Raw genomic sequence first — 20267 nt, forward strand, 5'->3', positions numbered from 1 at the left:
GGGGGTAGCATCAGGCGACACCGCCGCCGAAGACCCCCACCCCCACCCCCTCCCCGCAAGGGGGAGGGGAGCGCACTGCCGATGCCGTTATAGCTCCATCCTCTCCGCGTCATTGCGAGCGAAGCGACGTGTCCGCCGAAGCTCGCAGGGCGAAGGCGGAAGCAATCCAGGGTGGTGGGCGGGACTCTGGATTGCGTCGTCGCTTCGCTCCTCGCAATGACGAAGGTGCACTTGGATATAGCCTACGCCACCACGCCCAGGTTCTTCGCCGCCTGCCAATTGCGCCAGAAATCGTGGGGCATCTGGATGTGCGTCGCACCGAGGAACGAGAAGGCGTCGTTGACCGCGTTGGAGAACGCCGGCACGCCGCCGACATTGGGGCTTTCGCCGACGCCCTTGGCGCCGATCGGATGATGCGGCGAGGGCGTGACCGTGAAGTCGGTCTCCCAATGCGGCGTCTCGACCGCGGTCGGCATGAAGAAGTCCATGAACGAACCGGTCACGACATTGCCCTCGGCATCGTAGCGGATCTCCTGCCCCATCGCGATGGCGAAGGCTTCGGTGAGGCCGCCATGCACCTGGCCCTCGATGATCATCGGGTTGATGCGGGTGCCGCAATCGTCCAGCGCATAGAAGCGCCGGACCTTGTACACGCCGGTATCCACATCGATGTCCATCACGCAGAGATAGGCGCCGAACGGATAGGTCATGTTGGGCGGATCATAGTAGCTGACGGCCTCCAGCCCCGGCTCCATGCCCGGCGGCACGGAGTTGTAGGCCGCCCAGCAGATGTCCTTCATCGACATCGCCTTCTCCGGCAGGCCCTTGACCCGGAAGCCGTCGATGTCCCATTCGAGATCGTCCTCGTGGACCTCGAGCTTGTAGGCCGCGATCATCTGCGCCTTCGCCTTGATCTTGCGCGCGGCCATCGCGATGGCCGCGCCTGCGACCGGCGTCGAGCGCGAGCCGTAGGTGCCGAGACCGTAAGGCGCGGTGTCGGTGTTGCCCTCCTCGACCATGATGTTATCGGCGGGTATGCCGATCTCGCTGGCGATGATCTGCGCCCAGGTGGTCTCGTGGCCTTGGCCCTGGCTCTTGGTGCCCATCCGCGCGATGCCGGCTCCGGTCGGGTGCAGGCGGATCTCGCAGGAGTCGAACATCGCGATGCCCAGGATGTCGCAATTTTTCGACGGACCGGCGCCGACGATCTCGGTGAAGAAGGAGACGCCGATGCCCATGATCTCGCGGGTCTCGCCGCGCTTAAACGCGGCGCGCTTCTCGGCCTGCTCCTTGCGCAGCCCCGCGTAGTCCACGCTCTCCATCATCTTACGCATGGCGGTGTGATAGTCGCCGGAATCGTATTCCCAGCCGAGCGCCGAGTGATAGGGAAACTGCTCCGGCTTGACGAAATTCTTCAGCCGCAGCTCGGCCGGGTCCATGCCGAGCTTCTGCGCGAGAATGTCCATGCCGCGCTCGATGCAATAGGCCGCCTCGGTGACGCGGAACGAGCAGCGATAGGCGACGCCGCCCGGTGCCTTGTTGGTGTAGACGCCATCGACCGCGAGATGCGCGACCGGGAAGTCGTAGGAGCCGGTGACGATGTTGAAGAAGCCGGCCGGCCATTTCGACGGGTCGGCGCAGGCGTCGAAGCCACCGTGGTCGGCAAGCACATGGACGCGCAGGCCGGTGACCTTGCCGTCCTTGGTCGCCGCGATCTCCGTGGTCATGTGATAGTCGCGCGCGAACGCGGTGGCGGTCAGATTCTCGATGCGGTCCTCGACCCATTTCACCGGCTTGCCCGTCACGATGGAGGCGACGGCGGCGCAGATGTAGCCGGGATAGGCGCCGACCTTGTTGCCGAAGCCGCCGCCGATGTCGGGCGCGATGACGTGGATCTTCTGCTCGGGGAGTTTCGCGATCAGCGACACCACGGTTCGGATGACATGCGGCGCCTGGAACGTGCCCCAGATCGTCAGCTCGCCCTTGATCTTGTCGAACGAGCAGACGCACTGGCATGTCTCGAGCGGCGACGGATGGGTGCGGTGATAGGAGATCATCTCCTTGATCGTCACATCCGCCTTCTTGAACGCCGCCTCGGTCAGCTCCTTGTCACCGACGCTCCATTCGAAGATGTGATTGTGATGCTTGCGCGGGCCGTGTGCGCCAGAGGTCTTGCCGGCGAGGTCCTCGCGCAAAACGGGAGCGTCCGGGTCCATGGCCTTGAACGGATCGACCAGCACCGGCAGCGGCTCGTACTCGACGACCACCTTGGAGACGCCGTCATCGGCGGCGTAGCGGTCGGTCGCGACGACGAACGCGACCTCCTGGTTCTGAAACAGCACCTTGCCGTCGGCGAGCACCATCTGCACGTCGCCGGCCAAGGTCGGCATCCAGGCGAGGTTGACCGTCTTCAGCGTCTCGGCGGTGATGACCGCCAGCACGCCCGGCACCTTCAGCGCCTCCTCGGTGTGGATCGCCTTCACCCGCGCATGCGCATGCGGCGAGCGCACGAAGTCGCCGTGCAGCATGCCAGGCAGCTTGACGTCATCGACGTAGTTGCCCTTGCCTTGCGTGAAGCGAATGTCCTCGACGCGCTTGCGCCGGCAGCCCATGCCTTCGAGGGCGGCTTCGCGTTGTTCCCGCGTGGGAGTCATGTCGTTCATTCCGCGGCCTCCTGGAATTCCACGCCGTTGATCTTGGCGGCGGCGTATTGGATCGCCTTGACGATGTTCTGATAGCCGGTGCAGCGGCAGATGTTGCCGGAGATGCCGGCGCGGATCTCGGCTTCCGTCGGCTGCGGATTCTCCTTCAACAGCCGATGCGCGCGCAAAATCATGCCGGGCGTGCAGAAGCCGCATTGCAGTCCGTGCATCATGCGGAAGCCTTCCTGCAGCGGCGACAAGGTGCCGTCGGCATTGGCCATGCCCTCGATCGTGGTGATCTCGGCGCCATTGGCCTGCACCGCGAGCATCGTGCAGCTCTTCACGCTCATGCCGTCGATATCAACAGTGCAGGCGCCGCAATGGCTGGTCTCACAGCCGATATGGGTGCCGGTGAGCTGCGCCTGCTCGCGCAGGAAATGGACCAGAAGCGTTCGCGGCTCCGCGAGGCCTTCGACCTCGCTGCCGTTCACCTTCATCGTGACGTGGGTTTTGGGCATTCGGTGCTCCCTGAAGAACGTCTTTGAATTTTCGGCCGAGCTATCAACCGCGATCTCGATGCGCTCCCCTCCCCCTTGCGGGGAGGGCAACCGGCCGCATTCGCGGCCGGCTTTTTTGAAGAACGCCGAAGCAAAGCTTCGGCTGCGGGTGGGGGTCCACGGCGGCGGTCTCGCTTGGGGCTTCCCCCCTCCCCGCCCCTCCCCCACAAGGGGGGAGGGAGAGGAGAGGGCGTGCCGTGGGGCGAGGTGCATCCCGCACGCGGCGACAGTGTGCCAAACTCTGCTACTTCGCCCGGCTCGCCGCGCGCTGCAGCGCGCGCATCACCATGATGCCGCCGACATGGATGCGATACTCGGCCGGGCCGCGCGCGTCGGAGGCCGGCTGCATGATCGCGCGCGCCGCGGTGGCCGCGGCCTTCAGAGCGGCGTCATCCAGCGTGGTGCCGATCACCGCATTCGCCGCGTCGGTCGCCAGCAGCGGCGTCTCGTGCAGATTGGTGAGCGCGATCACGCACGTCGCGACCTTGCCGCCGGCCATCGTCAGCACGACACCGGCCGCCGCAGTCGCATAATCTCCGACCTTGCGCTTCAGCTTCTCGTAGGCGTAGCCGTGTCCCGCAGGCAGCACGGGAATGCTCACGCCAGTCAGGATCTCGCCGGGCTCGAGCGCGGTGAAATAGGCGCCCTGGTAGAACTCCCGCGCCGCGACCTCGCGGGCGCCGTTCGGACCTTCGAGCCGGTAGGTCGCGTCCAGCGCCAGCATCAGCGCCGGCATGTCGTTGCCGGGATCACCATTGGCGACGTTGCCGCCGAGCGTGCCGCGGTAGCGCACCTGCGGATCGGCGATCAAGAGCGCGGTCTCGTGCAGGATCGGCAGGCTGGCTCCGATCTCAGTCGAGGCCAGCAGCTCGGCCTGCGTGGTCATCGCGCCGATGACGATGCGGTCGCCGTCGCGGCGGATGCCCTTGAGCCCGGCGATGCCGTGCAGATCGATCAGATGCGCTGGCGTCGCCAGCCGCAGCTTCATCATCGGCAGCAGGCTGTGGCCGCCGGCGAGCGGTCGCGCATCGTCGCCGAGGTCGGCGAGCAGCTTGATCGCATCGCCGACGCTCGCCGGCCGGTGATAGTCGAACGGGCCAGGAATCATGACGTGTCCTCTCCTGTGCTGGCCTGCCTTGCCGGCAAGGCCGTCGCGTTGTTGCGGCGGGCGTTCGTGCTGCGAGAGCGAAGTGCGAACGCGGACGCATCGCGGATTGGCGCGGAGCGTCGATCGTGACAGCCGGCCGCGCAACGAAGCCGGCACGGAGAGCGGCGAAATCGCACGAAATGCGGCTGGCCGCGCACGAATTGCGTCAGCGAGCGCGACCCAATCGCGCGAGTGACGGCATGCGCGGCCGCGCGAGACGCGCGCCCGGTGTTGGATGCGTTGCGAAGAATGGCGGCGCTCTGTTGCGGCCGCGAAATGAACGCTGAGCTCAGGCCGGCCGCCGCAGCCCGAGCCGCGCCTTGACCTCGGCGACCTTGGCGCGGCTCACCGGCACGCGCGGCTTCGAGGGGCCATCGAGCTCGATGATCGCGCCCTCGCCTTCCCGGCCGACATAGATCACATGCTCGATCGCGACGATGTGGCTGCGGTGCACGCGGATGAAGCGGCCGGGATCGAGCTGCGCCTCAGCCTCGGAGATCGACCAGGGGCACATCCGCTCGCGGGTGCCGTCGTGGATCCGGGTGTAGTGCGCATCGGCGCGCACGCTGCGCACGTCCCCGGCATCGATGAAATGGGTGCCGTTGGCGCCCTCCAGCGGCAATCGCGCCGCGGTCGCGCGCGGCGGCTGGCCGATGCCCCCCAGCGGCGCGGCCGTTGCCCGGCTCATGGCGGCGACCTCGACCACGGGCTCGGCCGCCGGCGCGGCCGGTTCCGGCGCCAATTGAGGCGCAGCCTCGGCAACGGCCGGCATGGGCTGCGATTGACGGCGCGGGTCCGGCACCAGCGACAGCAAAAATCCGGCGGCGATGACGAAGCACAGCACGGCGACGACGATCGCGAGCGCTTGCGGCGACGCAGCAAGTCCTGGTGCGGCGTGATGATGTCCCTCGCCCATCGGCACGACATGCATTCCCAGCATCGCCGTGTAATGCATGCCGGACACGGCGATGCCGAACGCAACCGCACTGATGGCGAGCCGCAGGCCGTCCTGCCGCGCCAGGAAGATGCGCAGGCCGCCATAGGCGGCGCCGATCGCAATCGCCACCGACAGCGCCACCAGCGCCGGATCATGCGTCAGCCCGAACGAGCCGGACAGGCCGTGCATGCCGACATAATGCATGCTGGCGATGCCGGCGCCGAGCAGCAGCGCGGAAGGAACGACGCGCCGGGGCGAGGGATCGCCGATGCTGACGAAGAACAGCGAGATGCCGATCACGAGCGCGCAGATCAGGAACGAGATGATGGTCGGCAGCACCAGATAGACGGCATCGGCCGGCAGCGGCGCCGCCATCATGCCCACGAAATGCATGGTCCAGATGCCCACGGCCAGAATGCCGGCGGCGCCGGACAGCAGCACGCGCGCGTTCTCTCCCGGCCCGCTGCGGATGCGCGCGGTGAGACTGAAACCGGTATAGCCACCCAGGCTCGCGATCACGACCGAGAGCGCGACGAGATAAGGATCGTATCCTTCGATCATCCTTGCCGGCCGCCCGTCGCCACGGGCCAGCCTCCTCCCGCGGATGTTTTACAGGTGCGGCGAGGAAATTGACAACACAAGGCGGGGAGCGGGAGGGGGCGTGATGTCGCTGGGGTTGCGTGAGCGCTGAGCGCCTAGCGACCCTTCCGCGACAGTGAGATGCGGGACTCTTACCGCAGCGGCGGTGGGCCCCCCTCCCCCTTGCGGGGAGGGGAGCCGACTGCCGTCGCGGTGAGAGCTGAGTTCGAACGTCGAATCAGGTGTGGCCGGCGTCAACCGGCCACACGTCGTCAGCCTCAGATGATCCCCGCCGCGACCTGGCCGCGCAGCCGCTCCAGGCTCAGCAAGGTCTCGGCACAGGCGGTCGCCACCTCGATGCCCTTGGTCGCAAAGTGCTTGCGGAAGAACTCGAAATGCGCCTGCGTCTCGTGGAATTGCTGCGGCGTCAGCACCGCGGAGAACACCGGCACCTCGGTGCGCAATTGAACGTCCATCAGCGCCTTGATGACGGTGTCGGCGACGAACTCGTGGCGGTAGATGCCGCCGTCGACGACGAGACCGGCCGCGACGATCGCGGTGTAGCGCCGCGTCTTCGCCAGCAACTGCGCATGCAGCGGGATCTCGAACGAGCCCGGCACCTCGAAGATGTCGACGCGGTCGCGCGGGATATTCCGTGCTTCGATCTCGTCGAGGAACGCCACCCGGCATTCGGCGACGACGTCGCGATGCCAGGCCGATTGCACGAAGGCGATGCGCTGCGGCTTGCTGAAGCGCGGATGCGACGGCGCCGGTGGCGACTCGTCGGGCGGCGACGCGGCCGGCATGTCCGCCGGCGGCGACGTGGCTGCGGTAAGGGTGTCGGTGGGAGTATCGGTAGGCGCGTCTTGCAACATCTGATTCATGGTTATCCTCGTCAGAGACCAGAATCAGGGCATACGGAACGACGACGCCCCCACGCTGACATGCGCGGGGTGCCGGGACCCGTTCTCTTTCATCCGGACTGTGACCGTCGGCTTCGGAATCGCACCGAATCTGCTGACCCTTCTCTGCGCGGCGCGTTCCGGAGAACAGAATTCTCCAGACCATGCCTTGCCGACAAGGCGCTCGCGGGCTCGCGCTCGACCGGGAACGCTTACCGCCGGTGGGGAATTTCGCCCCGCCCTGAGAACATCGGCCGCCCGGGATGGACGGCCTGAACGAACTATGCAGGCGGCCGGCGGCTGCGGCAAGGCCTCACGCCCGCAGTCCGCGACGGGCGGCCATGCAGTCGCCCGCGGCCGTTCCCACGGCCGGATCGGCCCGGACGGAGCGGCTGCGGCGAATCCGATTCCGTTTTGTTCTCATTCGGCGATGATTCCACAGGCCGGACAGGAGTTGTGGACGAAGCGGTGTTTGGCTGTGGACGGACTCGCCCCCCCGTTGCGCAGATTCCGCAAATCACATCAGTTTGTCCTCGCACGCCCGGGTTACCTCCGGGACTGCAAGCCGGGTCTCGAAGCGCCGCGAGGGCGTGGGCCGGGTCGCCGCGTATGTACCAACGAGATCAAGAAGACGAGGTCGAGACGGCATGTCCCTGCTCGAAAGCACTATCGATTCCGCCGATCATCCGCTGAGCGTGGTCGAGACCATTGCGGCCGACAACAACTGGATGTTCGAGCGCTCCGGCGAGGACGAGATCACGATCGCCTCCAAGGGCCAGTGGACCGACTACCAGCTCTCCTTCACCTGGATGGCGGAGATCGAGGCGCTGCATCTGGCCTGTGCCTTCGACATGAAGATTCCCGAGGCCCGCCGCGCCGAGGTGCAGCGGCTGATCGCAGCGATCAACGAGCAGCTCTGGCTCGGCCATTTCGACATCTGGACCCACACCGGCATGGTGATGCACCGTCAGGCCCTGGTGCTGCCGGGCGGCATCACCGCGTCGGGACTGCAATGCGAGAGCATGCTGGCCGGCGCCATCCACGCCTGCGAGCGCTATTTCCCGGCCTTCCAGTTCGTGGTCTGGGCCGGCAAGTCGACCAAGGAGGCCATGGCCGCCGCGCTGTTCGATACGGAAGGCGAGGCGTAAGCCGCCGTGGCCTCGACACACTCGGTGTCGTCCCGGCGAACGCCGGGACCCATACCGCGTGATGCATGTGTGAGCCGAGACGCTTGTCGCTCTGCCCTCGCCCCACTAGAACCGCCGGTGGTTATGGGTCCCGGCGTTCGCCGGGACGACAGTGGAGTTCGTCGTGACATCAGCGGACAACAACCTGCTTCATCAGCTCACCGGCACTATCGTGCTGGCCGGCGCCGGCAAGATGGGCGGCGCGATGCTGGCCGGCTGGCTAGCCGGCGGGCTCGATCCGAAGCGCGTCGTCATCATCGAGCCGATGCCCTCGGCCGAGATCACCGCGCTCGTCGCCAAGGGCGTGCGGCTCAATCCGGCCAGCAGCGCGCCGGCCGAGGTCGTCATCGTCGCCGTCAAGCCGCAGATGTTTCCTGACGCCGCTCCGGCGCTGAAGCCGTGGGTTGGCGACGGGACGCTGGTGCTGTCGATCATGGCCGGCACGACGATTGCGAGCCTGCAGCGGGCCGTCGGCGGCGCGGTCGTGCGCGCGATGCCGAACACGCCGGCCGCGATCGGCCGCGGCATCACCGTGGCGGTGCCGGCCGGCAACGTCAGCGCCGCGCAGCGCCTGCTGACGGACGCGCTGTTGCGCGCCACCGGCGCGGTGGAATGGGTCGACCAGGAGGCGCTGATGGACGCGGTGACCGCCGTGTCCGGCTCGGGTCCCGCCTATGTGTTCCTGCTCGCCGAGGAGCTCGCCCGCGCCGGCGTCGCCGCCGGCCTGCCCGAGTCCCTGGCGACGACGCTCGCGCGCCACACCGTGTCGGGCGCCGGCGAGCTGCTGCGCCAGTCGGACCTGCCGTCCGCCACGCTGCGCCAGAACGTCACCTCGCCCGGCGGCACCACCGCCGCGGCGCTGTCGGTGCTGATGGCAGCCGACGGATTCCAGCCGCTGCTGACCAAGGCGGTCGCCGCGGCCACGGCGCGCTCGAAAGAGCTCGCGAAATAGACAACGGCGAGCTGACAGCTCAGCGCGATGGCGTCGGCGGCCCGCCATGCTGCTGGCGCCATTGCAGGAACTGGCGGAACAGGGCACTGCGCTCGGTTGGATCGTTCGACAGCTGTCCGCCGCTCTGGCGCACGAAGCTTTCGAACTGGGTCTGCTGCACGTCGGCGACCTGCGGCCGCGGCACCATGTTGTGCGCCAGCAGCCAGTCTTCCGCGGCCTTGAACCGCTTCCAGTTCGGGATGGCGGCGACGATGCTCGACTCCCGCCATTTCGGATGCCGCGGCGGCTTCATGAACTCGTCGTAGTTGGCGAAGAACGCGTCGACGAAGCGCGCCACCTTGCGGTAGCGCTCGGTATGCTCCGGCCAATTGTAGCTGACGAGCAGCATGCCGATCGCCACCGTCTCGATCGTCTCGCCGGGGTTGAGCAGGTTCGGATATTCCTCGGAGGACAATGTCGTCGGCAGATAGAGGTCCTGCAGCCGGCGGTCGTAGGGGATCGTCACAAGGTGCAGCGCGCGGTTGTCGTTCCTGATGTTGCGGGCGAGCTGGAACACCTTGCCGGTGGAGACGATGTAGGCGTCGGCGTCGCCATCGATCAGCTTCTGGATCGATTTGGCGTCGTCGGTCGCGTAGTCGAACGACGCCGTGAGGCCGAGACGGTGGAAGATCACGCGCGCGGAATAGAAGCCGACATCGGTCGGCGCGATGATGCGCTTGCCGTTCAGATCGAAGATCGAGCGGATCGAGGACCGCGCGATGACATGGATCTCGTTGTGATAGAGCCGCGCGATGTAGCGGAGCTGCGAGGTGATGTCGGGGATGCCGTATTGCAGGCGGTAGAATTCGGGCACGTCGGCGGCGACCGCGCCCATGTCGATGCTCTTCAGGAATAGAATATCGGAGACGTTGCGCACCGGTCCTTTGCCGAGCACCGGCAGAACGCGGACGTTGGTCTGGTCGTCGAGGACGCGCGCCATGTCCGAGCCGAACACGGAGGTGGCGCCGCCGGCCGGCGCCGTGATGATGGTGACGGTGCCGTCGTTGACGTCGGTCGGGTTGGGCAGCCGCCACACGTCCGGCCCGCTGCCGGGCGCGGGCGACAGCGACGCCGGCAGGCCCGCGGGACGTGGCGGCGCCGGAATCACGGGCGCGCCGTTCGGCCGGGCGGCCGGCGCCACCGGCACGATGATGGAGCGGGTCGCTGCCGGGCGCGGCGGCTGCGGCGGTTGTTGTTGGAGCTGCGGCCACGCCTGCGCGGACACCTGGCTCATCATGAGTCCGGCTGCGAGCGCGGCGAGCGCGACTTGCGAAGCTGCCTTCGAAACGATGGACATAGCGCAACGGCCTCCTGCACCATCGCGATGCCGCCGCAGCGTTCTCGACCGGTCCGGAGCATTCACCTCGAGGCCTGCCTGCGTCAGGCATGCGACGGGCGACCGCGGCCTCGGCTGAGACCTCGCGACAACCAACCTCGCGATGCGGAGCGCGCCCGAGGCCAAATGGCCACGATCGGCTCCGATCGAGGTCGATAGTTGCGGGAGGTGATTCGATGGATTTGCGGCGGCCGCCGGGATTTTGTATGACGACGTGCATATAAACCGGATATCGGACTCCGGCTGTAGCTCCCGTGCAACGCGTTGCGTTCAGGCCGCCAACCGGTGTTGCCGCCGCGCCAGGATCAGCAGCGTCACGACGATCGCCAGGTTCAGGCCATTCCACGCGATGCCGTTGGCGAAGGCCGCTGAATAGGACCCCGTGGCGTCGAAGATGACGCCCGAGACCCAGCCGCCGAACGACATGCCGAACACCGAGGCGAAGATGATGATGCCGACCCGCGTGGCGGCCTCGCGCGCCGGCATCGCCTCGCGCACGATGATCGCATAGCTCGGCACGATGCCGCCCTGGAACAGGCCGAACATGCCCGAGATCAGATAGAGCGACGTCAGGCCGTCGAAGAACAGATAGAACAGAAGCGCAAAACCCTGCGCCACCGAGCCGATCAGGAGCGTGCGCATGCCGCCGATGCGATCGGCGAGAAAGCCGGAGCCGATCCGGCTGACGATGCCGAGCGCCATCATCAAGGACAGCATCTGCGCGCCGACGGCGACGCCGTAGCCGAGATCGCCGCAATAGGCGACGATGTGCACCTGCGGCATCGCCATCGCCACGCAGCAGGCGATCGCGGCGATGCTGAGCAGCACAGTCAGCGCATTGGTGGAGATCGGCAGCTCCAGTTGCGGCGGCGCCGCGCCGGCATGGTTCTGCGCTCCGGCACCGTCCATGCGGGCGCGCAGCACCAGCAGCAGCGCGCTCATCGTCACCGCGCAGAAGACGCCGAGCGCGACATGGCTGGCGCGCCAGCCGATCTGCTGCACGCCCCAATTCACCAGCGGCGGCCACACCGTGCCGGCGACGTAGTTGCCGGAGGCGACGATGGTGACGGCGAGGCCGCGATAGCGCACGAACCAGTGCGACGCCTCCGCCATCAGCGGCGCGAATGTGACGGACGAGCCGAGCCCGATCAGGAAATACACCGCCTGAAACTGCCACAGCGTCACCGACGCACCGGCGAGCAGATAGGCCGCGGCGGTCGTCGCGATGCTGAGCGCCATCGCGGTGACGATGCCGAAGCGGTCGGTGATGCGGCCGACGATGACGCCGCCGAGGCCGAAGCCGAACATCGTCAGCGTATAGGCCAGCGAGACGGCGCCGCGGCTGGCGGCGAACTCGGCCTGCACGACCGGCAGCACGACCACCACCGTCCACATCCCGGCGCCGCCGATGGAGCCGATGACGAGCGCAAGCGCCAGCCGCGCCCAAGCCTGGCGCGAGTCCGGAATGAAGTGAGGCGCTTCCTCGAATCTTGTCTGGGGTCCGTGCACGATGCCTGCAACTTCGTTGCCGCACCGCATCAGGTCAAGCCACATTGCTGCGGCATTGGGCATGCAGAAGCAGCGCAACAGGAGGGACCTGCGCGGTCAGGGTTCGGCCCTCTTGGCGGCGCGACATTTTGTCATTACGTTGCGCGGGATTGGAGAGATTTGCGCGGATGTCATTGGGACTGACCCGGAAGATGCTGCTGGTGGCAGGACGGTTGCTCGTCCTGGCCTACATCATCTGCGTGGTCAGCCCAGGTGTGGCGCTCGCGCTCGGCAGTGGGGCGCCCTGTCTCGACGAGCCCGTCGTTGCCGCTGTGGTCTCCCCTCATGACGCGACTCGCCACGAGATGGTCATGACGGCGATGCCGCAGACCATGGCGGCGCACGCCCATCATCATGATCACCCTGTCGCCGACGTCGCGATGCACACTCCAGCTCCCGCGCCGTCGCACCACGATCATGACAAGATGCCAGGCCCCTGCTGTGCCATGATGTGCGCGGTGGGTCTGGCTGCCGCGCTGCCGGCGGTCGCCCTCCCCGCCTCGCTCGCCGCCACCAGCGTGACGCCGCGCGACGAAGGCCTGCCCGGTCGCACGCCGCAGCGCCTGTATCGCCCCCCCATCGTCCTGGCCTGAGCGAAAAACGCCGGCTTCGCGCCCAGGTGGCGCGGCCGCTCGCGATTCATCGACAGACCAAGGATACCTCATGTTGTCGCAATCCATAGCGACGCCCGCTGCCGCATGTCCGGCGCGGCGCATCCTGCCATTCTCCATCGTCGCCAGCGCATTGACACTGCTTGCCGCGACGAGCCTCGCCGCCTGCCAGCCGCGCACGATCGCATTGGCCGGGGCTGATCCGGCCGATCCGGCGGCGAGCGTCGCGCCGGTGCGCGTGTCGGGCGTCGTCGGACCCTACACGCCGCTGCGCCCGGCCGCGCCGGCCGCCTGGGGCCAGCGCACCGACCCCGGCGCACCGCGCCCCGAGCCGAGCCGCTAGGGAGCGCCACATGCAGGGGATCATCAGGCTCGCGGCGCTCGCTGCAGCACTTGCGCTCGCAGGCTGTGCCTCGTTCTCGCCGGACGGCGGCATGGGCGCGGTCGCGGACATCACCGGCCATACCACCGGCAAGGAGGTCGCCTCCGTGAGAGGCGATGACGACGCCGAGCGCGTCCGCGCTGCGACGCGCCGCCTGCTCGCCCGGCCCTTATCGGCCGATGCCGCCGTGCAGGTCGCTCTGTTCAACAACAAGGGCCTGCAGGCCGCCTACAACGCGCTCGCGCTCAGCGAGGCTGACATGGTCGAGGCCAGCCTGCCGCCGAACCCGACCTTCTCCCTGATGCGCATCAGCGGCGACGGCGCGCTGGAGGCCGAGCGCCAGGTCGCCGGCGACATCCTGGCGCTCGCCACCCTGCCGCTGCGCTCGGAGATCGCGCGCGAGCGCTTTCGGCAGGCCCAATTGAAGGCGGCGCTGGCGACACTGCGGCTCGCCGCGGAGGTGCGCCGCGCGCATGTGCGCGCCGTCGCCGCCAACGAACTGGTGTCGCTGCTGGTCGAGGCGCAATCGGCCGCGGAGGCAACCGCGAAGCTCGCCTCGAAGCTCGGCGAGACCGGCGCGCTCAACCGGCTCGATCAGGCGCGCGAGCAGGTGTTCTATGCCGAGACCACCGCCGAGCTCGCCACCGCGCGCCGGGCGGCGGGAAGCGCCCGCGAGCGGCTGATCCGGCTGATGGGGCTGTGGGGCGACGACCTCGCTTTCCGCCTGCCCGACCGGCTGCCCGCGCTGCCGCGCCGCCCGCTGAGCCAGCCCTTCGTCGAGGCCGATGCCGTCGGCCATCGCATCGATCTGCAGATCGCCCGCCTCGAGCTCACGGCGCTCGCCGCCTCGCTGCAGCTCACCGACGCCACGCGCTTCGTCACGCTGCTCGACCTCGCCGGCCTCGACCGCAAGACCGTCGAGCCGGACGGCCGCGTCATCCGCGAGCGCGGCTACGACGTGCAGTTCCAGATCCCGATCTTCGACGGCGGCGAGGTGCGGGTGCGGCAGGCGGCGGAGAGCTACAACATCGCCTTCAACCGCCTCACCGAACGCGCCGTCATTGTCCGTTCCGAGGCGCGCGACGCCTATCGCAGCTACCGCGCGGCCTTCGACATCGCCGGCCACTACGCCCGCGAGGTGCTGCCGCTGCGCCGGATCATCAGCGAGGAGATGCAGCTGCGCTATTCCAGCATGCAGGTCGACATCTTCGCGCTGCTGGTCGAGGCGCGGCAGCGGCTGGCCTCGCGCCGCGCCGCGATCGATGCGGTCAGGGACTTCTTCCTCGCCGACGCCGAGCTGTCCGCCGCGGTCAATGGCGGCGGCACCGGCGGCGAGGACACGACACAGCAGACCGCGAGCGCGCTGGCGCCGGGCAATGACTGACAGGAGAGCATGCATGTTTTCACGCCGAACCCTGCTCGGCTCCGCGGCGCTGGCCGGCGCCGCCGCCGTCTCCGGCCGCGTCCAGGCCGCCACGATTCCGGAGGCGCCGACCATGGACAAGGCGGTGATGCAGCCGCCGCTGCATCCCAGCGCCGGCCCGGACTATCAGCCGGTGGTCACGCTCAACGGCTGGTCACTGCCGTTCCGCATGAACGGCGACTGGAAGGAATTCCATCTCGTCGCCGAGCCGGTCACGCGCGAGTTCGCGCCCGGCATGACCACGCATCTGTGGGGCTACAACGGCCAGTCGCCGGGTCCGACCATCGAGGCGGTCGAAGGCGACAAGCTCCGCATCTTCGTCACCAATAAATTGCCGGAATACACCACCGTGCACTGGCACGGCGTGATCCTGCCCTGCGGCATGGACGGCGTCGGCGGCCTGACCCAGCCGCACATCAAGCCCGGCAAGACCTTCGTCTACGAGTTCCAGATGAAGCATGCCGGCACCTTCATGTATCACCCGCACGCCGACGAGATGGTGCAGATGGCGATGGGCATGATGGGCATGATCGTCGTGCATCCGCGCGACCATGTGCCGCCGCCGGTCGACCGCGACTTCGTGTTCGTGATGTCGACCTACCGCATCGAGCCCGGCAGCTATCTGCCGAAGGTCAACGAGATGACCGACTTCAACATGTGGACCTGGAATGCGCGGGTGTTTCCCGGCATCGATTCCCTGCCGGTGCGACTCGGCGATCGCGTCCGCATCCGCATCGGCAATCTCACCATGACCAACCACCCGATCCATCTGCACGGTCACAAGTTCAAGGTGATCGGCACCGACGGCGGCTGGCTTCCGGAAACGGCGCAATTGCCTGAGACGACGACCGACGTGCCGGTCGGCGCGGTGCGCGTGCTCGACTTCACCGCCGACAATCCCGGCGACTGGGCGTTCCACTGCCACAAGTCGCACCACACCATGAATGCGATGGGCCATGACATGCGCAACCTGATCGGCGTGCCGCGCAAGGAGCTGGCCGCCGCGGTCGGCAAGCTCGCGCCCGACGGCATGGTGATGGGCAACACCGGCATGGCGATGGGCAGCATGGAGATGCCGGCCCCCGACAACACGCTGCCGATGATGACCGGCAGCGGCCAGTTCGGCCCGATCGAGATGGGCGGCATGTTCACGGTCGTGAAGGTGCGCGAGGGCCTCGCCCGCGACGACTACAGCGATCCCGGCCCTTATCAGTTCCCCAAGGGCACCGTGGCCTATGAGGTCGCGAGCGCGCCGGAGCCGCCGCAGCGAACCGGGAGTGCCGCGACGCAAATCCGAACACAACGCTGACGACAGATGCACTAAACGCCACACAACGAACTGGAGACTACGAATGAAGATTCCGATCGCGATCAGCGCGGCGCTGGCCACCGCCATGATCATCGCCGCACCGGCTGATGCCCATGAGGCGCACGGATCGCGCGGCTATTCCGCGGGCGAGCCGGGCGATCCCAAGCAGCCGTCGCGCACCATCGAGGTGCTGCTGAGCGAGATGGAGTTCACGCCGGCGCGCATCGAGGTGAAGCGCGGCGAGCAGATCCGCTTCGTGCTGCGCAATACCGGCAAGGAGGATCACGAGTTCCTGCTCGCCACCAAGGCCGAGAACCTGAAGCACGCCGCGGTCATGAAGAAGCACCCGCACATGGAGCACGACGAGCCCAACGGCACCCGGCTCGCGCCGAACAAGACCGCCGAGCTGCTGTGGCGGTTCACCAGGCCCGGCACGTTCGAATATTCCTGCCTGATCCCCGACCACCGCGAGTTCGGCATGACCGGCCACGTCACCGTCAAGTGACGGCAGGTTCGTAGTTCGTAGGGCGGATCAGCGAAGCGTAATCCGCCATTCGGCACCGCCTCAGAAACGGGGCGGATCACGCTTCGCTGATCCGCCCTACGCATCGAGTCAATTGAAGCAGAAGGAACGACACATGAAGACATTCGCTCAGCTCACGACCGCTGCCGCGCTGGCCCTTGCGCTTGTTGCCCCCACCTTCGCCGCCGACATGATCAGCGGGGAGGTCAAGAAGATCGACACCGCCGCCGGCAAGGTCACGCTGAAGCACGGCCCGGCCAAGAGCCTCGGCATGAACGAGCCGATGACCATGGTCTATGGCGTCAAGGACCCCGCTTTGCTCGGCACGGTCAAGGTCGGCGACAAGGTGAAGTTCGAGGCCGTCGAGAACTCCTCGGGTTACACGGTGACGAAGATCGAGAAGAGCAAGTAGCAGCCGCTACGCGCGCCTTGCGTGGGCTAGCATCCCCCTCCGCCGTCATTCCGGGCTCGCCGCGCTTCGCGCGTCGCCCCGGAATGACGTCGCCATAAACGAAGGGGATGCGAAGCGCGCATGAGCGGCTTCGCCTACAGCCTCGCCCGCGCGAATATCCCCGTGATCCAGTCGAGGAACACGCGCAGCCGCAAGGTCATCTGCCGGTTCTGCGGATAGAGCGCGTGCAGCGGCGTCGGCGACGGCGGACAGTCGCTGAGAATCTCGACCAGGCTGCCGTCGGCTAGATCCGGCGCAAAGCGATAGCGCGGCGCCTGCACCAGTCCGAGGCCGAGCCGGGCGAGGTCCCTCATCGTGTCGGAATTGTTGACCGTGACCCGGCTCGGCAGCACCACATGGCGCAGCCGGCCGTCGCAGGTGAATTCGAGCGGCAGCACCTCGCCGGTCCGCGACGAGATGAAGCCGACCATGCGATGGCCGTCGAGATCGTCGGGACTCGCCGGCGTGCCGTGCGCCCGCAGATAGGCCGGACTGGCGACGGTGATCTCCTCGATCGTGCCGAGCCGGCGCTGGACCATGCCGCTCGCCTCCGGCTCGCCGGAGCGGATGACGCAATCGACGCCCTCGCGCACCAGATCGACCAGGCGGTCACCCTGGCCGATGCGCAGGTCGAGCTGCGGATGCGCGGCGAGAAGCGCCGGCAGGTGCGGCAGCAGGAAGGTCCGCGTGAGCAACGGGTGGGCGTCAATCCGCAGCAGGCCGCGCGGGCTCGCGTCGCGCAGCGCGCTTTCGGCCTCCTCGATGTCGGCGAGAATGCCGATCCAGCGCCGGTAATAGTCCTCGCCGTCCAACGTTGGGGTGACGTGGCGCGTGGTGCGCTCGATCAGCCGGACGCCGAGCCGCGCTTCGAGCTCCTTCAGCACCTCGCTCGCGGTCGAGCGCGGCAGGCCGAGATCGGCCGCCGCGGCCGTGAAGCTCCGGCGCTCGACGACGCGAACGAACAGACGCATGGCATCCAGGCGATCCATGGCGATTGTTCGCCCGTGCCGACATCTGATGTCAAGCTACCGGCGATTATACGGACCGAGCGATCAGCTATGTCCTCTCGCATTGAAACGAGGGAGACCGACCATGCCCAACACGTCAACCCAGGTCGCGATCGTCACCGGAGGCTCGCGCGGCATCGGCGCGGCCATCGCCGAACGCCTCGCCGCTGACGGCGTCGCGGTCGTCATCAACTATGCCCGGGCCGGGCAGGCCGCGGCGCAGATGGTGCAACGGATCGAAGCGGCCGGCGGCCGCGCGCGCGCCGTGCAGGCCGATATCGCCGATCCCGCCAGCGCGGCGGCGCTGTTCGATGCCGCCGAGCAGGCGTTCGGCGGCGTCGACATCCTGGTCAACAATGCCGGCACCATGGTGCTCGGCGCCTTCGCGGAGCTGAGCGACGCCGATTTCGCGCGCCAGTTCGAGGTGAATGTCGCAGGCGTGTTCCGCACCCTGCGCGAGGCGGCGCGGCGGCTTCGCGACGACGGCCGCATTGTCAATTTCTCCTCCAGCGTGGTCGGGCTGTATCAGCCGCGCTACGGCGCCTATGCCGCGACCAAGGCCGCGACGGAGGCGATGACCCACGTGCTCGCCAAGGAGCTGGCGCGGCGCGGCGTCACGGTCAACGCGGTGGCACCCGGCCCGACCGAGACCGAAATGTTCCTGAACGGCAAGACCGACGAGCAACTGCGCGCGATGGCGGCCGCGAACCCGTTCGGCCGCTTCGGACAGCCGCGCGAGATCGCCGACGTGGTGGCGTTCCTGACGAGCCCGGAGGCCGGCTGGGTCAACGGCCAGGTCGTGCGCGTCAATGGCGGCGTGATCTGACGCCGCGCCGTTTTCACCCGCCGGCCGATGCCGGCCCAATACCAGAGGAGTCTCCCATGCCGTTCGCCAACATCAAGGTGCCGCAGGCCGCGCTGACAAAGGCGCAGAAGGAAGAGATCGTGCATCGCGTGACCGCGCTGTTCGTCGATTATTTCAGCGAGGCCGCGCGCCCTCACACGATGGTACTGATCGAGGAGGTGCCCGATGGCGGCTACGGCCGCGCCGACGAGGTGTTCGTCATCCCGCAGGCCTATCGCGCGACGTGAGCAGCTCGTGGCCGCACGCCCGGCCCGCGCCGGGCGGCCAGCAAGGCGGATGAGCACCAGCATCATCCGCCCTCTCACCGACATGAATGCTCGGGAATCGCGGCAGACGAAGCGCACACCGACCTGTCCGCCGGAGATGGTTGCGCCGCTATTCCGATCGTATGATGCGCCGCGTCCCGCGGAGCATGCCATGAAAGCCTATCTCGTCCTCGATCTCGCCGTTCACGACTTCCCGGCGTTCAAGACCTACATGGAGAAAATCCCCGCCTTCATCGCGAGGCATGGCGGCCGCTACATCGCCCAGGGCGCGGTGCCCACCCCGGTCGAAGGCGGCTGGATGCCAGAGCGCATCGTGATCCTGGAATTCCCGTCGCGCCAGAACGCCACCGACTTTCTCGTTGATCCGGAGATCCAGGACCTGTTCGCGATCCGGCACCGCACCACGACCAGCCGGTTGTTGCTGGTCGATGGGTGCACCGAGTGAACGCGCATTGCACGCCTTCACCTCGCGCTTGATCCATATGAGAGCGCGTGCAACGGATCGCTCCTCCGTCGCAGGACAGGGCCACCCGCCGCGTGCACCAAATATCTCAGATGCAACTCGCTTCTTTTCGGACGCTCGCGGTGCTGGCACTTGGCATCGCCGTCGCACTGCCGTCGCTCATGCCCCGCGCCGCGATCGCGGGCGCGGGATTCTTTGACGTGCGTACGCTGTGTCGGCCGCTCGAAATCCGCGATGGAGCGCCGGAGGAGAGCGCCTGTCTGAAGGAGCAGCCCGCCATCGCCCGGCGTGACGGCCGCAAGCTGACGCTGGCGCTCGCCAACGGCAAGACCAAGGTCATCACCGATGCCAAGGAATGCGAGCCCGAGGGGCCCGAGGCCGCCTGCATCAGCTACCGGCTGGTCGGCCATGTCGGCGACCGGCACTACATCGTGCTGGTCACGCCCTATGAGTGCTCTTACGTGATGCTGGTCAACCGACGCACCGGCGCCGAGCTCAACATCGGCAGCGGTCCCTTCCTGTCGCCGAACGGCAAGCGCTTCATCACCATCGATCCGCGCGACGATGGCAATTGCGGCATCGACTATCGGATTGGCATGTTTTCATACGGCGACACGCCGCGACTGGAATGGAGCTACAAGCCGGAGGGTCTCGAACAATATGAGGTCGACACCTGGATCGGCGACAATCGCGTACGCCTGCAGGCGAGCAGCGACACCAACAAGGAGGCGCCGACCGACCTGACGCGGACAGCGCAGGGCTGGCAGCTCAAGCGCCCGAATGGTGAGATCAGCACGGGCTCGGCGGTCACGCCGGCCCAATCGGCACCAATCAGCCGATGAATTCGAGAGCACATCTGCGCATTGGCCGTTGCTCGACCAGGGCGGACCACGCTGCGCTGATCCGCCCTACGCTTGCCAGGAAGAAAGACGTGGATGCCCGGGTCAGCCCGGGCATGACGATCAACTAACCGGCAATCCCGCTTGTGCCACCGACCAATCTTCGTTGTATGCGAGGGCGACGCGGGCAACGACATCGAGTCGATCCTGCGCAGCAAGCGCGCAAGCCCACAACCGATAGAACCCGGCCGCGATCTCGCGGTTGATGGCTATCGCTCCAACGGCGATCGAGCAGCGACCTG

20 protein-coding genes and 1 riboswitch are annotated in these 20267 nt (G+C 67.5%); of the genes, 12 read left to right on the top strand and 8 right to left on the bottom strand.

Annotated features, from left to right (window positions below):
- Positions 1–242: 242 nt before the first annotated feature.
- From QX128_RS12920 to QX128_RS12940, 5 genes are all read right to left on the bottom strand, one after another.
- The gene (locus tag QX128_RS12920; RefSeq protein ID WP_316237609.1) at positions 243–2663 is read right to left on the bottom strand and encodes an aerobic carbon-monoxide dehydrogenase large subunit; all 2421 of its coding nucleotides are present in this window, start codon (positions 2661–2663) and stop codon (positions 243–245) included.
- Positions 2660–3160 (bottom strand): (2Fe-2S)-binding protein, encoded by a 501-nt coding sequence (locus tag QX128_RS12925; protein ID WP_008961550.1) that lies wholly within the window; start codon positions 3158–3160, stop codon positions 2660–2662. Before QX128_RS12925 ends, QX128_RS12920 begins: the two co-directional genes overlap by 4 nt.
- A gap of 283 nt (positions 3161–3443) precedes the next feature.
- On the bottom strand, positions 3444–4307 hold the full coding sequence (locus QX128_RS12930; RefSeq protein WP_316237610.1) for a xanthine dehydrogenase family protein subunit M: 864 nt from the start codon (positions 4305–4307) through the stop codon (positions 3444–3446).
- A 328-nt stretch (positions 4308–4635) separates the two neighbouring features.
- Positions 4636–5844, bottom strand: coding sequence for an MHYT domain-containing protein (locus QX128_RS12935; protein ID WP_316237611.1), 1209 nt, complete (start codon positions 5842–5844; stop codon positions 4636–4638).
- A gap of 296 nt (positions 5845–6140) precedes the next feature.
- The gene (locus tag QX128_RS12940) at positions 6141–6746 is read right to left on the bottom strand and encodes a 6,7-dimethyl-8-ribityllumazine synthase (protein WP_315803257.1); all 606 of its coding nucleotides are present in this window, start codon (positions 6744–6746) and stop codon (positions 6141–6143) included.
- Between the two features lie 77 nt (positions 6747–6823).
- A riboswitch (FMN riboswitch) is annotated at positions 6824–7017 on the bottom strand.
- 394 nt (positions 7018–7411) lie between these two features.
- On the opposite strand from QX128_RS12940, the gene QX128_RS12945 reads away from it, so the two are divergent.
- Both QX128_RS12945 and proC read left to right on the top strand, forming a co-directional pair.
- Positions 7412–7912 (top strand): YbjN domain-containing protein, encoded by a 501-nt coding sequence (locus tag QX128_RS12945; protein WP_316237612.1) that lies wholly within the window; start codon positions 7412–7414, stop codon positions 7910–7912.
- A gap of 163 nt (positions 7913–8075) precedes the next feature.
- Complete coding sequence (gene proC / locus QX128_RS12950; RefSeq protein ID WP_316237613.1) at positions 8076–8903, top strand: pyrroline-5-carboxylate reductase; 828 nt, start codon at positions 8076–8078, stop codon at positions 8901–8903.
- A gap of 19 nt (positions 8904–8922) precedes the next feature.
- On the opposite strand, the gene QX128_RS12955 is transcribed toward proC, so the two are convergent.
- Together QX128_RS12955 and QX128_RS12960 are read right to left on the bottom strand one after the other, a co-directional pair.
- Positions 8923–10239 (bottom strand): TAXI family TRAP transporter solute-binding subunit, encoded by a 1317-nt coding sequence (locus QX128_RS12955; RefSeq protein ID WP_315803255.1) that lies wholly within the window; start codon positions 10237–10239, stop codon positions 8923–8925.
- 309 nt (positions 10240–10548) lie between these two features.
- A complete protein-coding gene (locus QX128_RS12960; protein WP_316217530.1) occupies positions 10549–11787 on the bottom strand; it encodes an MFS transporter in 1239 nt (412 codons plus the stop codon).
- Positions 11788–11954: 167 nt separating this feature from the next.
- Between QX128_RS12960 and QX128_RS12965 the strand changes: the two genes are divergently transcribed.
- The 6 genes from QX128_RS12965 to QX128_RS12990 all read left to right on the top strand — a co-directional run bounded on the left by QX128_RS12965 (position 11955) and on the right by QX128_RS12990 (position 16486).
- Positions 11955–12419, top strand: a complete 465-nt coding sequence (locus QX128_RS12965) for a hypothetical protein (protein ID WP_316237614.1) — start codon at positions 11955–11957, stop codon at positions 12417–12419.
- Between the two features lie 70 nt (positions 12420–12489).
- A complete protein-coding gene (locus tag QX128_RS12970; RefSeq protein WP_316237615.1) occupies positions 12490–12780 on the top strand; it encodes a hypothetical protein in 291 nt (96 codons plus the stop codon).
- A 10-nt stretch (positions 12781–12790) separates the two neighbouring features.
- Positions 12791–14203, top strand: coding sequence for a TolC family protein (locus QX128_RS12975; protein WP_316237616.1), 1413 nt, complete (start codon positions 12791–12793; stop codon positions 14201–14203).
- Between the two features lie 13 nt (positions 14204–14216).
- The gene (locus tag QX128_RS12980; RefSeq protein ID WP_316237617.1) at positions 14217–15551 is read left to right on the top strand and encodes a copper oxidase; all 1335 of its coding nucleotides are present in this window, start codon (positions 14217–14219) and stop codon (positions 15549–15551) included.
- Positions 15552–15594: 43 nt separating this feature from the next.
- Positions 15595–16056: a cupredoxin family protein gene (locus QX128_RS12985; RefSeq protein WP_316177525.1), complete on the top strand. Its 462-nt coding sequence runs from the start codon at positions 15595–15597 to the stop codon at positions 16054–16056.
- Positions 16057–16189: 133 nt separating this feature from the next.
- Positions 16190–16486 (top strand): copper-binding protein, encoded by a 297-nt coding sequence (locus QX128_RS12990; protein WP_316237618.1) that lies wholly within the window; start codon positions 16190–16192, stop codon positions 16484–16486.
- Positions 16487–16620: 134 nt separating this feature from the next.
- Here QX128_RS12990 and QX128_RS12995 read toward each other — a convergent pair whose 3' ends face one another.
- The gene (locus QX128_RS12995) at positions 16621–17514 is read right to left on the bottom strand and encodes a LysR family transcriptional regulator (protein ID WP_316237619.1); all 894 of its coding nucleotides are present in this window, start codon (positions 17512–17514) and stop codon (positions 16621–16623) included.
- Positions 17515–17617: 103 nt separating this feature from the next.
- Between QX128_RS12995 and QX128_RS13000 the strand changes: the two genes are divergently transcribed.
- The 4 genes from QX128_RS13000 (at position 17618) to QX128_RS13015 (ending at position 19968) form a co-directional block, all read left to right on the top strand.
- The gene (locus tag QX128_RS13000) at positions 17618–18358 is read left to right on the top strand and encodes an SDR family oxidoreductase (RefSeq protein ID WP_315803246.1); all 741 of its coding nucleotides are present in this window, start codon (positions 17618–17620) and stop codon (positions 18356–18358) included.
- 56 nt (positions 18359–18414) lie between these two features.
- Positions 18415–18624: a 4-oxalocrotonate tautomerase family protein gene (locus tag QX128_RS13005; protein WP_315803245.1), complete on the top strand. Its 210-nt coding sequence runs from the start codon at positions 18415–18417 to the stop codon at positions 18622–18624.
- A 190-nt stretch (positions 18625–18814) separates the two neighbouring features.
- A complete protein-coding gene (locus QX128_RS13010) occupies positions 18815–19108 on the top strand; it encodes a DUF1330 domain-containing protein (RefSeq protein WP_315803244.1) in 294 nt (97 codons plus the stop codon).
- A 218-nt stretch (positions 19109–19326) separates the two neighbouring features.
- Positions 19327–19968 (top strand): hypothetical protein, encoded by a 642-nt coding sequence (locus tag QX128_RS13015; protein WP_316237620.1) that lies wholly within the window; start codon positions 19327–19329, stop codon positions 19966–19968.
- Positions 19969–20267 lie beyond the last annotated feature (299 nt).

The organism is Bradyrhizobium sp. SZCCHNR1015, from assembly GCF_032489875.1.
Taxonomy (GTDB): Bacteria; Pseudomonadota; Alphaproteobacteria; order Rhizobiales; family Xanthobacteraceae; genus Bradyrhizobium.

Bases quoted from the DNA above. Each gene is read 5' to 3' on its own strand.
- QX128_RS12935 (WP_316237611.1), bottom strand. From the start codon at position 5,844: ATGATCGAAGGATACGATCCTTATCTCGTCGCGCTCTCGGTCGTGATC.
- QX128_RS13000 (WP_315803246.1), top strand. From the start codon at position 17,618: ATGCCCAACACGTCAACCCAGGTCGCGATCGTCACCGGAGGCTCGCGC.
- QX128_RS12980 (WP_316237617.1), top strand. From the start codon at position 14,217: ATGTTTTCACGCCGAACCCTGCTCGGCTCCGCGGCGCTGGCCGGCGCC.
- QX128_RS12955 (WP_315803255.1), bottom strand. From the start codon at position 10,239: ATGTCCATCGTTTCGAAGGCAGCTTCGCAAGTCGCGCTCGCCGCGCTC.
- QX128_RS12920 (WP_316237609.1), bottom strand. From the start codon at position 2,663: ATGAACGACATGACTCCCACGCGGGAACAACGCGAAGCCGCCCTCGAA.
- QX128_RS12965 (WP_316237614.1), top strand. From the start codon at position 11,955: ATGTCATTGGGACTGACCCGGAAGATGCTGCTGGTGGCAGGACGGTTG.
- QX128_RS12995 (WP_316237619.1), bottom strand. From the start codon at position 17,514: ATGGATCGCCTGGATGCCATGCGTCTGTTCGTTCGCGTCGTCGAGCGC.
- QX128_RS12970 (WP_316237615.1), top strand. From the start codon at position 12,490: ATGTTGTCGCAATCCATAGCGACGCCCGCTGCCGCATGTCCGGCGCGG.
- QX128_RS12945 (WP_316237612.1), top strand. From the start codon at position 7,412: ATGTCCCTGCTCGAAAGCACTATCGATTCCGCCGATCATCCGCTGAGC.
- QX128_RS12940 (WP_315803257.1), bottom strand. From the start codon at position 6,746: ATGAATCAGATGTTGCAAGACGCGCCTACCGATACTCCCACCGACACC.
- QX128_RS13010 (WP_315803244.1), top strand. From the start codon at position 18,815: ATGAAAGCCTATCTCGTCCTCGATCTCGCCGTTCACGACTTCCCGGCG.
- QX128_RS12930 (WP_316237610.1), bottom strand. From the start codon at position 4,307: ATGATTCCTGGCCCGTTCGACTATCACCGGCCGGCGAGCGTCGGCGAT.
- QX128_RS13005 (WP_315803245.1), top strand. From the start codon at position 18,415: ATGCCGTTCGCCAACATCAAGGTGCCGCAGGCCGCGCTGACAAAGGCG.
- QX128_RS12990 (WP_316237618.1), top strand. From the start codon at position 16,190: ATGAAGACATTCGCTCAGCTCACGACCGCTGCCGCGCTGGCCCTTGCG.
- QX128_RS12985 (WP_316177525.1), top strand. From the start codon at position 15,595: ATGAAGATTCCGATCGCGATCAGCGCGGCGCTGGCCACCGCCATGATC.
- QX128_RS12925 (WP_008961550.1), bottom strand. From the start codon at position 3,160: ATGCCCAAAACCCACGTCACGATGAAGGTGAACGGCAGCGAGGTCGAA.
- QX128_RS12975 (WP_316237616.1), top strand. From the start codon at position 12,791: ATGCAGGGGATCATCAGGCTCGCGGCGCTCGCTGCAGCACTTGCGCTC.